This is a genomic window from Streptomyces sp. NBC_00104 (assembly GCF_045160825.1).
GTDB lineage: Bacteria > Actinomycetota > Actinomycetes > Streptomycetales > Streptomycetaceae > Streptomyces.
In genome coordinates this window covers 4,461,361-4,474,036 of the sequence record NZ_CP108215.1, presented here as the reverse complement: position 1 = coordinate 4,474,036, position 12,676 = coordinate 4,461,361, and the positions used below count along the sequence as shown (strand labels likewise).

Genomic DNA, 12,676 nt, shown 5'->3' with positions numbered 1-12,676 from the left:
GCAGGCCCTCCCGCAGGCCCCTCCCGCCGAGCGGAGTTTGTACCTCCCCTAGGCTTTCGTGACTCCGGCTCCGGCAGCGGGCGTGGCAGGTCAAATGGGCAGGGCGTCGACGGGGAAACGGGAGTCGAGGGTGCCGGCCGGTCTTGTTGTGGTGGCACTCGGGCTTTTTCGGGCACTCGTCGTTCGTGTGGGTGACAACCCTTCTGCGGTTCCGGTGAGTTGTCCACAGGCGGTTGTCCACAGGGGTGGCGGCGCTTCGCATGCGTGGGCACAGTGGTGGGCATGCGGGGGTGGTGGCAGGACCTCACGGATCTGGTGCTGCCGGCCGAGTGCGGAGGCTGTGGGAGGTCTCGCGCGGTGCTCTGCCCGGAGTGCCGCGCGGCGCTGACCGGGGCCGCGCCGTGCCGGGTGCGACCGGTGCCGGAGCCTGCCGGGTTGCCGGTGGTGCACGCTGCGGCGCCGTACGAGGACGCGGTGCGGGCCACGCTGATCGCACACAAGGAACGGGGGGCGCTGGCGCTCGCCGGACCACTCGGCACGGCCCTGGCGGGGGCCGTACGGGCGGGCGGTGGCGACGGGCCGGTGCTGCTGGTTCCGGTGCCGTCCGCGCGGCGGGCGGTGCGGGCGCGGGGACACGACCCGGCGCGGCGGATCGCGCTCGCGGCGGCCGGGGAGCTGCGGCGTACCGGGACGTCGGCCCGGGTGGCCGGGGTGCTGCGGCAGCGGCGTGCGGTGGCCGACCAGTCGGGGCTGGACTCCCGGCAGCGGCTGGGCAACCTCGCGGGCGCCCTGGAGGTGGCCGCCGGGGGTGCCCGGCTGCTGGGCGGTGGTGTGGTCGTGCTCGTGGACGACCTGATGACCACCGGTGCCTCGCTCGCGGAGGCGGCACGGGCGGTGCGGGAGGCCCGCGACGGCTGGGCGGCCGCGCCGGGCGAGTTCGACGCACGACGAATGGCAAAGGAGGCGAGGTGGACACAAGGGGAAACGGGAATGGTGGACGTGGACGGCGGCGGAGACGGGATCCGCGCGGCGGTGGTCGCCGCGCCGCCCGACTCTTTCCAAATAAACCGGAACTGACAGAGATCTTGCATCGTTGCAGGTAAGGAGAGGGTCAATTCACCTGAACGGAGGTACGTCCCGGTAGAGGGTGACGACATCCGTCCGGGCGAGATATGTTCGGTTGTGAGGGAATGGCCCCGGCCGTTCACCACATATCCGAATGCTGTGCTGCGGGTTTTCTGAATCACCCCGTGCCGGTGGGGTGGAGATCTTGTCCACGGGGGAGGAGGAGGTGGAAGTCACCGAGTCCGCGGTTCCGGGAGCCACCGGAACCTGGTGCACAAGGGAGATGCTCCGCCATTGGAGCGGAGTGATCCGGGAACGGAGTTCTGCGTGGACATCGTCGTCAAGGGCCGCAAGACCGAGGTGCCCGAGCGGTTCCGCAAGCACGTGGCCGAGAAGCTGAAGCTGGAGAAGATCCAGAAGCTCGACGGCAAGGTGATCAGCCTCGACGTCGAGGTGTCCAAGGAGCCCAACCCCCGACAGGCCGACCGCAGTGACCGAGTGGAGATCACGCTCCACTCCCGCGGGCCGGTGATCCGGGCCGAGGCAGCGGCAAGCGATCCGTATGCGGCGCTCGACCTGGCGGCGGACAAGCTGGAAGCCCGGCTGCGCAAGCAGCACGACAAGCGTTACACGCGCCGAGGCGCGCGCAGGCTTACGGCCGCGGAGGTCGCCGACCACGTCCCCGGCGTGGCGACCCTCAACGGCAACGGATACGTCGCCGACGAGGAGCAGCCGGACGGCGTGCCCACCAAGAAGATCGGTTCGCTGGAGGTGAAGGGCGAAGGCCCCCTCATCGTCCGCGAGAAGACCCACGTAGCCTCCCCGATGACCCTCGACCAGGCTCTCTACGAGATGGAACTGGTCGGGCACGACTTCTACCTCTTCGTCGACTCCGAGACCAAGGAACCGAGTGTCGTCTACCGGCGGCACGCCTACGACTACGGCGTCATCCACCTCAGCACGGACCCGATGGTCGCCCAGGCGCATGGGGACGCCGCGGGTGGCGCGCTCGGCGGCTGACCGCGCCGGGTGACAGCTGAGCCGGTGCCCCTGGAGGGCTTGTGCGCCCCCCGGGGGCACCGGTGTGCGACCCCTTGTGGCCCGCTCTGTCACCGCAGCGTCGGCCAGGCATGAAATCATGGCTGAACCGGCCCCAACCGGCGGTCCGTTGCCTTGGGTTGGCGATGGCACAGAAACACAGGCCACGGCCTTCAGGGGGAGGAACGATGGCGGACAGCAGTTTTGGACCGATGCGTGACGAGGATGCCGATGACGGCTCCGTCGGCATGGGCTCCGCCGCGGGCTCCCCGCGCAAGGAACCGATCCGCGTTCTCGTCGTGGACGACCACGCGCTTTTCCGCCGCGGCCTGGAGATCGTGCTCGCCGCCGAGGAGGACATCCAGGTCGTCGGCGAGGCCGGCGACGGGGCGGAGGCGGTCGACAAGGCCGCGGATCTGCTGCCCGACATCGTGCTGATGGATGTACGGATGCCCAAGCGTGGCGGTATCGAGGCGTGTACCTCCATCAAGGAGGTGGCCCCCAGCGCGAAGATCATCATGCTGACGATCAGCGACGAGGAGGCCGACCTCTACGATGCGATCAAGGCGGGGGCGACCGGTTATCTCCTCAAGGAGATCTCCACGGACGAGGTGGCCACGGCCATTCGCGCGGTCGCCGACGGGCAGTCGCAGATCAGCCCCTCCATGGCGTCGAAACTGCTCACCGAGTTCAAGTCGATGATCCAGCGAACCGACGAGCGGCGTCTCGTGCCGGCGCCGCGGCTGACCGACCGGGAACTGGAAGTGCTCAAGCTCGTGGCGACCGGTATGAACAACCGGGACATCGCCAAGGAGCTGTTCATCTCCGAGAACACCGTGAAGAACCATGTGCGCAACATCCTGGAGAAGCTGCAGCTGCACTCCAGGATGGAGGCCGTGGTGTACGCGATGCGGGAGAAGATCCTCGAGATCCGCTAGGCCGGGCCCAGGTCCCCGAGTCCCTGAGCCCCCGAGTCCCCGGATCTTCGGTTCCTCGGGTCGCTGGGCCGGTGGGTCACGTCAGGGCGCGGACCAAGGGATCGCGTAGTTCGGGAGCGTCCACTCGCTCCACGCGCACGTCCGTGCAGTCCACCCAGGTCGCCGCCTCCAGGAGGGCCTGGGCCACCGCCGGGATCGCCTTGGGGCCGTCGAGGGTGACCTGTTTGGCGACGAGGGTGCGGCCGTCGCGAGCGGGGTCGACGCGGCCGACGAGCCGGCCGCCGGACAGGACCGGCATCGCGAAGTAGCCGTGGACGCGCTTCTGTTTGGGGACGTACGCCTCCAGGCGGTGGGTGAAGCCGAAGATGCGTTCCGTGCGGGCCCGTTCCCAGACGAGGGAGTCGAACGGGGACAGGAGCGTGGTGCGGTGGCGGCCCCGCGGGGGCGTGGCCAGGGCCGCGGGGTCGGCCCAGGCGGGTTTGGCCCAGCCCTCCACGGTGACCGGGACCAGGCCCGAGTCGGCGACCACCGCGTCGAACTGCTCGCCCTTGAGGCGGTGGTAGTCGGCGATGTCCGCGCGGGTGCCGACGCCGAGGGCCTCGCCGGCCAGGCGGACCAGACGGCGCACGCACTCCGTGTCGTCCAGCTCGTCGTGCAGGAGGGTGTCCGGGACGGCGCGTTCGGCGAGGTCGTAGACCCGCTTCCAGCGGCGGCGCTCTACGCAGACCACCTCGCCGTACATCAGGGCGCGCTCGACGGCGACCTTCTCGCCGGACCAGTCCCACCATTCGCTGGTGCGTTTCGCGCCGCCCAGCTCTGTGGCCGTGAGGGGGCCTTCGGCGCGGAGTTGTTTGATGACGCGGTCGTAGGCGTCGTCCGGGAGTTGGTGGTTCCAGTGGGGGCGGGCTCGGTAGGCGCGGCGGCGGAAGGCGAAGTGGGGCCATTCCTCGATGGGGAGGATGCAGGCGGCGTGGGACCAGTACTCGAAGGCGTGGGGGCGTGCAGGCTGCGCGCCGGTGGATGCGGTGGACGTGGTGGACGTGGTGGTCCAGTAGGCCTTGTCGACCGTGGTGCGGCCTACGGCGCCGAGGCGGGCGTACGGGATGAGTTCGTGGGAGCGGGCCAGGACCGAGATGGTGTCGAGTTGGACCGCGCCCAGGTGTCGCAGGACGCCGCGGACGCCGGATCTGCGGTCCGGGGCGCCGAGGAAGCCCTGCGCCCGGAGGGCGAGTCGGCGGGCCTCGTCTGCGGTGAGTTCTGTGGTGGGGCGCGGGAGGGAGGTCATGCTCCGCAGGGTAGGGGAGGGGACTGACAGCGGGGGGTGAGCTGCGGGGTTGGGTGTGGAGGCGGGGGGCGGGCGCGGGCGCCGGTGTCGGTGCGGGTGCGGGTGCGGTGCCCGGATCGGGTGGGGTGCCGTGCCTTTTTCGCCCCAGCCGCCCCTACCCGTCCCATCCCAGGGGCGCTGCCCCTTCGACCCCGGCCCCTCCTGGGGGCTGCGCCCCCAGACCCCCATCGGCCTTCGGCCTCGTCCTCAAACGCCGGACGGGCTGGATGGCGCGGCCTCGTCCTCAACGCCGGGCGGGCTGGATGGCGTGGTCTTGTGTTCGGACGCCGGGCGGGCTGGATGGCGCGGCCTCGTGTTCGAACGCCGGGCGGGCTGGATGGTGTGCCCCGTGCTCGGATGCCGGATGGCATGGTCACGGAGCGGGATGGGTTATCGGCGTGCCGGTAGATAGGGCGCCGGAGACGGTAGGCCCAGGTCTGAGGGGAGCAAGGAGGCTATCCAGCAGTCGCGGCGGACTCCGTTGTTGTTGAGGGCGGATCTGAGGGTGCCTTCGAGGGTGAAGCCGGTGTGTTCCGCCACGGAGCGGGAGGCGGTGTTGCCCACTTCGGCGCGCCATTCGAGGCGGTCGAGGGCGAGGGTGGTGAAGGACCAGTGGGCGGCGGCGCGGGTGGCCTCGGTGATGTAGCCGTTGCGGCGATGCTCCCTGGTGGCCCAGAAGCCGATCTCGCCGGTGCCGAGGGAGCGCATGGTGATGCCGAGCATGCCCGCCAGTTCGCCGGAGGCCAGGAAGAGGCCGAAGGTGAACATGGAGGCGGTGGCCCAGCCTTCGGGCACGGCCTGCTCGACGAAACCCTTCGCGTGCTCACGCAAGTACGGTGAGGGGATCGTGGTCCAGCGCTGGATGTCCGGGTCCTGGGCAGCCGCGTACACCGTGTCGGTGTCGCGCCGGTCCACGGTGCGCAGCAGCAGGCGCTCGGTGGTCAGGGTGACGGGTTCCATCGGGCGATTCTGCTCGGCGGAGCGGAAGGGCGCCATCCCGATTGAGGCTGTTCTGTGGACGGCGGGGAGATGGTGCGAGGGCGCGGTGCGTGAGGAGGCGGTCACAATTCGCGCATTTCGTGGACGGAACGCGGCACCAACCGCAACGCCCGCCCGTTGTCCTGGTAGCTGTCACTGCCAGACCTCCCTGCACGGCGGGGTCCTCGCTTACGATGGCCGTTGCTCAAGCTGTGATTTAAAACTGCCAACTGTCATTGAAACCGACCGTCCCAGGCCCGACCGGCAAGGAGACAAGCCCCCGTGTCCGTCCTCTCGAAGCTCATGCGTGCAGGCGAAGGCAAAATCCTGCGCAAGCTGCACCGCATCGCGGACCAGGTCAACTCCATCGAAGAGGACTTCGTCGACCTCTCCGACGCCGAGCTGCGCGCCCTCACCGAGGAGTACAAGCAGCGGTACGCCGACGGTGAGACCCTCGACGACCTGCTCCCCGAGGCGTTCGCCACCGTGCGCGAGGGCGCCAAGCGTGCACTCGGCCAGCGCCACTACGACGTGCAGATGATGGGCGGCGCCGCCCTCCACTTCGGCTATGTCGCCGAGATGAAGACCGGTGAGGGCAAGACCCTCGTCGGCACGCTGCCCGCGTATCTGAACGCGTTGTCCGGCAAGGGTGTCCACCTGATCACGGTCAACGACTACCTGGCCGAGCGCGACTCCGAGATGATGGGCCGCGTCCACAAGTTCCTGGGTCTGAGCGTCGGCTGCATCCTTGCCAACATGACGCCGGCCCAGCGCCGCGAGCAGTACGCGTGCGACATCACCTACGGCACGAACAACGAGTTCGGCTTCGACTACCTCCGCGACAACATGGCGTGGTCCCAGGACGAGCTCGTCCAGCGCGGCCACAACTTCGCGATCGTCGACGAGGTCGACTCCATCCTCGTCGACGAGGCCCGTACGCCGCTGATCATCTCCGGCCCGGCCGACCAGGCCACCAAGTGGTACGGCGACTTCGCCAAGCTGGTCACGCGCCTGAAGAAGGGCGAGCCCGGCAACCCCCTCAAGGGCATCGAGGAGACCGGGGACTACGAGGTCGACGAGAAGAAGCGCACCGTCGCCATCCACGAGTCCGGCGTCTCCAAGGTCGAGGACTGGCTGGGCATCGACAACCTCTACGAGTCGGTGAACACCCCTCTGGTGGGCTACCTCAACAACGCCATCAAGGCCAAGGAGCTCTTCAAGAAGGACAAGGACTACGTCGTCATGGACGGCGAAGTCATGATCGTCGACGAGCACACCGGCCGTATCCTCGCCGGCCGCCGTTACAACGAGGGCATGCACCAGGCGATCGAGGCGAAGGAAGGGGTGGACATCAAGGACGAGAACCAGACGCTCGCCACGATCACCCTGCAGAACTTCTTCCGCCTCTACAAGCGCCACGACCACAACGGCAAGGAACAGCCCGGTCTGTCCGGCATGACCGGTACGGCGATGACCGAGGCCGCCGAGTTCCACCAGATCTACAAGCTCGGTGTCGTCCCGATCCCGACGAACCGGCCGATGGTCCGCAAGGACCAGTCCGACCTGATCTACCGCACCGAGGTCGCGAAGTTCGAGGCGGTCGTCGACGACATCGTCGAGAAGCACGAGAAGGGCCAGCCGATCCTCGTCGGTACGACGTCGGTCGAGAAGTCCGAGTACCTGTCCCAGCAGCTGAGCAAGCGCGGCGTCCAGCACGAGGTGCTCAACGCCAAGCAGCACGACCGGGAGGCGACGATCGTCGCCCAGGCCGGCCGCAGGGGCGCCGTGACCGTCGCCACGAACATGGCCGGCCGTGGTACGGACATCAAGCTCGGCGGCAACCCCGACGACCTCGCCGAGGCGGAGCTGCGTCAGCGCGGCCTCGACCCCGAGGAGCACATCGAGGAGTGGGCCCACGCCCTGCCCGAGGCCCTCGCGAAGGCCGAGGAAGCGGTCAAGGCGGAGTTCGAGGAGGTCAAGGAGCTCGGCGGGCTCTACGTCCTCGGCACCGAGCGGCACGAGTCGCGTCGTATCGACAACCAGCTGCGCGGTCGTTCCGGCCGTCAGGGCGACCCCGGCGAGTCCCGCTTCTACCTCTCCCTGGGCGACGACCTGATGCGGCTCTTCAAGGCCCAGATGGTCGAGCGCGTGATGTCCATGGCGAACGTGCCGGACGACGTCCCGATCGAGAACAAGATGGTCACCCGCGCGATCGCCTCCGCCCAGTCGCAGGTCGAGCAGCAGAACTTCGAGACCCGGAAGAACGTCCTCAAGTACGACGAGGTTCTCAACCGGCAGCGCGAGGTCATCTACGGCGAGCGCCGCCGCGTCCTGGAGGGCGAGGACCTGCAGGAGCAGATCCAGCACTTCATGGACGACACCATCGACGCGTACATCGCCGCCGAGACCGCCGAGGGCTTCGCCGAGGAGTGGGACCTCGACCGGCTGTGGGGCGCCTTCAAGCAGCTCTACCCGGTGAAGGTCACCGTCGAGGAGCTGGAGGAGGCCGCCGGGGACCGGGCCGGGCTGACCGCCGAGTTCATCGGCGAGTCCATCAAGGACGACATCACCGAGCAGTACCAGGCGCGTGAGGCGCAGCTCGGCTCCGAGATCATGCGTGAGCTGGAGCGCCGGGTCGTCCTCTCCGTGCTGGACCGCAAGTGGCGCGAGCACCTCTACGAGATGGACTACCTCCAGGAGGGCATCGGTCTGCGTGCGATGGCCCAGAAGGACCCGCTGGTCGAGTACCAGCGCGAGGGCTTCGACATGTTCACCGCCATGATGGAGGGCATCAAGGAGGAGTCCGTCGGCTATCTGTTCAACCTGGAGGTCCAGGTCGAGCAGCAGGTCGAGGAGGTTCCGGTCGAGGACACGAAGCCGTCCCTGGACAAGAACGACGCGGTGCCGGCGCAGGCGGGTGCGTCCCGGCCGGAGATCCGGGCGAAGGGTCTGGAGGCACCGCAGCGCCGTGACCGTCTCCACTTCTCCGCGCCCACCGTCGACGGCGACGGCGGCATCGTCGAGGGCGACCTCCCCGAGGACGAGCCCATCCGCTCCGAGGCCGACGGCCTCACCCGTGCGGAGCGCCGCAAGCAGCAGGGGAAGACGAGCCGCCGCCGCAAGAAGTGAGGGCCACCCCTACAGGGCGCTCCGCGAGGGCGCTCCGCGAGGGCGCTCCGCGAGGGCGCTCCGCTGGGGCGAGTGGTGAGACACGAGCCGTGAGGCTGTGACAGGGCCGGGCACCTTCGGGTGTCCGGCCCTTCGTGCGTTGCGGGTGGGGTGGGCGAGCCGGGCGTCGGTTCAGACGCCGGGCGTTGGTTCAGGCGCGTACGGCGGGCAGGTGGGCCGGTGGGCGGCGCGTACGGCGGCTCGTGGGCAGGTGGGCAGGTGGGCAGTCGGGCATGGCGGGCAAGTGGCCACGGCATGCTGGGGGCTGGTCGGCTGCGGGGGTGGCGCGGCCGTGTGCGGGTGCTGAGGGGGCAGGACGTACGGCCGCGCGGGTGGGGTGGTTCTTCGGGTGCGGGCGGGGCTCAGTCGTCGGTCGGGTGGGGGAGCCTGGGGCCGCCGAGTTCCACCGCCGTGCAGCGCCAGCGGTGGTCGGGGCCGTGTTCCAGGCGGAAGGCCATGGCGCGGAGTCGGTCGCCGGCGCCGATGCGGGCGAAGACCTCCAGGGCGCCCGGGCCGGCCACGTAGTAGCCGATGTCCCGGACGACGGGGTGGGCGCCGTGAGGGGTGCGCAGGGGGCCGCGTTCGGCCAGCCAGGCCAGTTCGTCGTAGGCCCTTCCGGCGGTGTGGCGCAGCATGCTGTGGACGGGGCGGCGGCCGCTGAGGACGGCGAGGAGGAGGTCGGCGAAACGGTCGGTGGGGCGGGGCTGGGGGACGGGTCCGCTGTGGGCCGGGGCCGGGGGCGTGGGGGCCGGGAACCGGGGCGTGGACAGGCGGCCGCCACCCGGAGTCGTGCGGGCCGGCGTACGGCCGGGTCGGCGGGTGTCGTGGCGGACGGGTGGGCGGCTGCCGGGGTGGCGCTTGGTCCTGGTCATGACCTTGTTCATCGGAGATCCCCGTTCGTCGGTGAGGCCGCGAGTACCAGTCGGTAACTTGGTGATGGGGATCTTGTACGAGGCCGGAGGGGGTCGTCGCAAGGGAGCGTGGGGGTCTGTCGGGGGCCGCGAGAAGTTCACCTATCAGGGTGATGGGGAGGGGGGTCGGGCCCGGCGGGGCGGGGGTGGACCGGGTGAGGTGGCGGGCCTGGGGTGGACGCGTCCGCAGGGGCGGGCGGGGACCCGAAAGGGGACGCCCGCACGTATCCTGAAGGCCCTCCGGAGGCTTCGCGGAACCTCTGCGACGAACCGAAACGCATCGCCGGACGAACCGCCGAAACGCTCCGAGGCGCTCCGAGATCACGACTACGAAAGCGGCCTGCCATGCGCGTCTACGTCCCCCTGACCCTTCCCGGGCTCGCCGAGGCGTACAAGACGGGTGAGCTGGGGGAGGGGGCGTTCGTCGCGTACGCCGTCACGCCGGCTCTGCGGGAGTGGTATCTGTCCGACGACATCGAGGAGTTGGAGTACGCGGCGCTGAACCGGGCGGCGCTCGCGTCGTTGCGGCTGGTGGCCGTGGATCCGACGGCTGCTCGGCGGAGGGTTGTCGTGGCCGTGGATGTGGCGGACCGGGATGCGGTGGCCGACCCCGACCGGGGGCTCGATCCGGTGGCGCTCGGGGAGGTGCGGGTGGCTGGGCCGGTGCCGTTGAGCAAGGCCGCGGCTGTGCACGTCGACTCGCTCGAGGCCGAGGGGGAGGTGGGGGAGGCCGCGGATGCGCTGGGGGCGGCGGATCAGGGGGATGACGACGCGCAGTTCATCGTGGACGGGGCGGACGATCACGAGTTGCTCTGGTATGCGACACAGGAGATTCCCAACCTGGTGGGGTTGGGGGGCTGAGCGTCCCCGGCGGGGCCGAGGGTTCCGGCGGGGTTGGTGCGCGGCGCCCTCCGCTGGTGCCGGGCGGGGACGGGTTTCGCGTACCGGCGCTCGCCGGGTGCCGCTGCGCCCACCCGTGCCGCCCCAGCGGCACGATTGCCCGCAGCCACGGCGGCCACGGCGGCCACGGCAGCTACGGCGGCCACGGCGGCTACGGCGGCTACGGCGGCTACGGCGGCCACGGCGGCCACGGCGGCCACGGCGGCCACGGCGGCCACGGCAGCCACGGCAGCCACGGCAACGCTCGCGGCTGCTGGCCGGTACGGCGGTTGAGACGGCGCTCGCAGTTGCGGCGGCGGTCGCGCTTGGCTGCCGCTGCCGCCGCCGCTGCGGCGGCTGAGGTGGCGGCCGTGACTGCCCGTGGCCGCGGTGGCCGGCGCGGTCGTCGCGGCTGGCCGTAAGGGCCGGGTGCGGAGTCGGGTCCGGGGTCTGGTCGTGGGCGGCGGTGTGCGGCCCCCGTTGGGTTGTCGGTGGTGGGGGGTACCTTTTCGGGTATGGGGAAGCACGGAGTCGGGGCGCATATCGTCTGGGACTGGAACGGGACGTTGTTCCATGACAACGAGGCGATCATCGGGGCGACGAACGCGGCGTTCGCGGAGTTGGGGATCGAGCCGATCACCTTGGAGCGGTACAGGGAGCTGTACTGCGTGCCGGTGCCGAAGTTCTACGAGCGGCTGATCGGGCGGCTGCCCACGGACGAGGAGTGGGAGGCCATGGACGTGGTCTTCCATCGGTACTACGCGGAGCACCGGGTGGCCTGTGGGCTGACCGCAGGCGTGCCGGCGCTGCTCACGGACTGGCTTTCGGCGGGGCGCAGCCAGTCGATCCTCAGCATGTATGTGCACGAGGAGCTGGTTCCGCTGGTCCGGGGGTTCGGGATCGAGCCGCATTTCGTCCGGGTCGACGGGCGGACCGGTCCCTCCGGGGGCAGCAAGACCGAGCACATGGTGCGGCATCTGCGCCGGCTCGTGGGCGTGGAACCGAGACGGACCGTCGTGATCGGGGACGCCGCCGATGACGCGGTCGCCGCCCGGCATGTGGGGGCGCAGGCCGTGCTCTACACCGGCGGCTCCCACGGCCGCGCCAGCCTGGAGGGGGTCGGCGTGCCCGTCGTGGACACCCTGGAGGAGGCCGTCGCCGAGGCCGAGCGGCTGGCGGCGTAACCCCCTCCCCCCTCCCCTCTCACGTCACCGGCGCCTTCGCCCGCAGCACGGTCAGGAACTCCCGCATCCAGCGGGAGTGGTCCGGCCAGGCGCGGGCGGAGACGAGGGTGCCGTCGACGACGGTCTCGGCGTCCTGGAAGGTGGCGCCGGCGGCCTGCATGTCGAGTTCGAGGGCCGGGTACGCGGTGACGCGGCGGCCGTGCAGCGCGTCCACGGCGGCCGTGAGCAGCGGGCCGTGGCAGATCTGGGCGACCGGCTTGTCGGTGTCGAAGAAGGACTTGAGGATCTTGCGCAGCTCGGGGTCGTTGCGGAGGTACTCCGGCGCCCGGCCGCCCGGGACGACGACGGCGACGTACTGGCCGGGGTCGACCTCGGAGAAGGCCAGGTCGGCGGGCCAGGTGTAGCCGGGCTTCTCGGTGTAGGTGTCGAAGCCCGGTTCGAAGTCGTGGACGACGAAGCGGAGCTTCTTGCGGCTGGGGGCGGCGATGTGGACGTCGTACCCCTCCTCGCGGAGGCGTTGGTAGGGGTACAGGACCTCCAGCGACTCCGCCGCGTCGCCGGTCACGATGAGGATCTTGGGCGTCATGGTGGGGCTCCCCTCGGCAGTGCGGCGGACGCGGCCGGGCGCGAGCCGGCGTCGGCGCGTCCTCCGCCAGGGCTTCCTTCGTCAGGCTATGGCTTCCTGGGCAACGTGCATCCGGGGTGCGGGTTTGCCAAGGGGGTGTGCGGATTCGGGGTGCGGTGAAAGCGCGTATAAGCTCGGTTGCGCGGAGGTAAGCTCAAAAGTGCGCGATGGGCACTGTGCAGAACGTCAAAGTTCGACCCCCGGTTTTGTACACATACGGCTCATGACGTGCCCCCCGTCCGGAGGGATAGCCTTGTGGCGTGATCAGCGCGATAGCTCGCGGGGACGCCTTCGTCCCTGCCCTGCGCCCGGTGAGCACGGACTACATCCGTGGCCGGGCGGCGGTCGCTGGTCCTCGCGGGCGGGAGGGAGCCACGAAGGCTCCCGGGACGCCGGGTGCACCCATGGGGCGGACGGCGCCGAGAGCAGCGTCACACCTCTGCCGGGTGCCGAGAATGGCTGATTACCCCCCGCTCATCTCACCCTGCGGCATAGCGTCGAAGCAGACCGGACACCCCGTGTCGTGGTGGCGCGTCGGAGGGGACGAGTTCGTACTTCCTTCTACG

10 protein-coding genes are annotated in these 12,676 nt (G+C 70.2%); 6 read left to right on the top strand and 4 right to left on the bottom strand.

Going from position 1 to position 12,676, the window contains the following annotated elements; genetic code table 11:
- Positions 1-282: 282 nt before the first annotated feature.
- The 3 genes from OG272_RS19570 to OG272_RS19560 all read left to right on the top strand — a co-directional run bounded on the left by OG272_RS19570 (position 283) and on the right by OG272_RS19560 (position 3,041).
- Positions 283-1,077, top strand: a complete 795-nt coding sequence (locus tag OG272_RS19570; protein ID WP_327729425.1) for a ComF family protein — start codon at positions 283-285, stop codon at positions 1,075-1,077.
- Between the two features lie 315 nt (positions 1,078-1,392).
- Positions 1,393-2,085 carry a ribosome hibernation-promoting factor, HPF/YfiA family gene (gene hpf / locus OG272_RS19565; RefSeq protein ID WP_405894237.1) on the top strand — a complete coding sequence of 231 codons (693 nt, stop codon included), beginning with the start codon at positions 1,393-1,395 and terminating at the stop codon, positions 2,083-2,085.
- A 206-nt stretch (positions 2,086-2,291) separates the two neighbouring features.
- A complete protein-coding gene (locus OG272_RS19560) occupies positions 2,292-3,041 on the top strand; it encodes a response regulator transcription factor (protein ID WP_239754909.1) in 750 nt (249 codons plus the stop codon).
- 76 nt (positions 3,042-3,117) lie between these two features.
- Here OG272_RS19560 and OG272_RS19555 read toward each other — a convergent pair whose 3' ends face one another.
- Both OG272_RS19555 and OG272_RS19550 read right to left on the bottom strand, forming a co-directional pair.
- Positions 3,118-4,326, bottom strand: coding sequence for a winged helix-turn-helix domain-containing protein (locus OG272_RS19555; protein WP_405894235.1), 1,209 nt, complete (start codon positions 4,324-4,326; stop codon positions 3,118-3,120).
- A 429-nt stretch (positions 4,327-4,755) separates the two neighbouring features.
- Entirely contained in the window at positions 4,756-5,325 is a 570-nt protein-coding gene (locus tag OG272_RS19550; protein WP_405894233.1) for a GNAT family N-acetyltransferase, read from the bottom strand.
- Positions 5,326-5,625: 300 nt separating this feature from the next.
- On the opposite strand from OG272_RS19550, the gene secA reads away from it, so the two are divergent.
- Complete coding sequence (secA, locus tag OG272_RS19545) at positions 5,626-8,472, top strand: preprotein translocase subunit SecA (RefSeq protein WP_326582366.1); 2,847 nt, start codon at positions 5,626-5,628, stop codon at positions 8,470-8,472.
- Positions 8,473-8,873: 401 nt separating this feature from the next.
- Here the strand turns inward: secA and OG272_RS19540 are convergent, their stop codons facing one another.
- Positions 8,874-9,395: an Rv3235 family protein gene (locus OG272_RS19540; protein WP_327729427.1), complete on the bottom strand. Its 522-nt coding sequence runs from the start codon at positions 9,393-9,395 to the stop codon at positions 8,874-8,876.
- Between the two features lie 372 nt (positions 9,396-9,767).
- Here OG272_RS19540 and OG272_RS19535 point away from each other — a divergent pair, with 372 nt between their 5' ends.
- Both OG272_RS19535 and OG272_RS19530 read left to right on the top strand, forming a co-directional pair.
- A complete protein-coding gene (locus tag OG272_RS19535) occupies positions 9,768-10,283 on the top strand; it encodes a DUF6912 family protein (RefSeq protein ID WP_326582368.1) in 516 nt (171 codons plus the stop codon).
- 533 nt (positions 10,284-10,816) lie between these two features.
- Positions 10,817-11,485 (top strand): HAD family hydrolase, encoded by a 669-nt coding sequence (locus OG272_RS19530; RefSeq protein WP_327729429.1) that lies wholly within the window; start codon positions 10,817-10,819, stop codon positions 11,483-11,485.
- A 19-nt stretch (positions 11,486-11,504) separates the two neighbouring features.
- Here OG272_RS19530 and OG272_RS19525 read toward each other — a convergent pair whose 3' ends face one another.
- The gene (locus tag OG272_RS19525) at positions 11,505-12,071 is read right to left on the bottom strand and encodes a DJ-1/PfpI family protein (protein WP_326582371.1); all 567 of its coding nucleotides are present in this window, start codon (positions 12,069-12,071) and stop codon (positions 11,505-11,507) included.
- Positions 12,072-12,676: the final 605 nt, after the last annotated feature.

What these genes read in the sequence shown, in the direction of transcription:
- OG272_RS19570 (WP_327729425.1), top strand. Translation starts at nt 283, where the DNA reads ATGCGGGGGTGGTGGCAGGACCTCACGGATCTGGTGCTGCCGGCCGAG.
- OG272_RS19555 (WP_405894235.1), bottom strand. Translation starts at nt 4,326, where the DNA reads ATGACCTCCCTCCCGCGCCCCACCACAGAACTCACCGCAGACGAGGCC.
- OG272_RS19550 (WP_405894233.1), bottom strand. Translation starts at nt 5,325, where the DNA reads ATGGAACCCGTCACCCTGACCACCGAGCGCCTGCTGCTGCGCACCGTG.
- OG272_RS19525 (WP_326582371.1), bottom strand. Translation starts at nt 12,071, where the DNA reads ATGACGCCCAAGATCCTCATCGTGACCGGCGACGCGGCGGAGTCGCTG.
- OG272_RS19535 (WP_326582368.1), top strand. Translation starts at nt 9,768, where the DNA reads ATGCGCGTCTACGTCCCCCTGACCCTTCCCGGGCTCGCCGAGGCGTAC.
- OG272_RS19530 (WP_327729429.1), top strand. Translation starts at nt 10,817, where the DNA reads ATGGGGAAGCACGGAGTCGGGGCGCATATCGTCTGGGACTGGAACGGG.
- OG272_RS19560 (WP_239754909.1), top strand. Translation starts at nt 2,292, where the DNA reads ATGGCGGACAGCAGTTTTGGACCGATGCGTGACGAGGATGCCGATGAC.
- OG272_RS19540 (WP_327729427.1), bottom strand. Translation starts at nt 9,395, where the DNA reads ATGAACAAGGTCATGACCAGGACCAAGCGCCACCCCGGCAGCCGCCCA.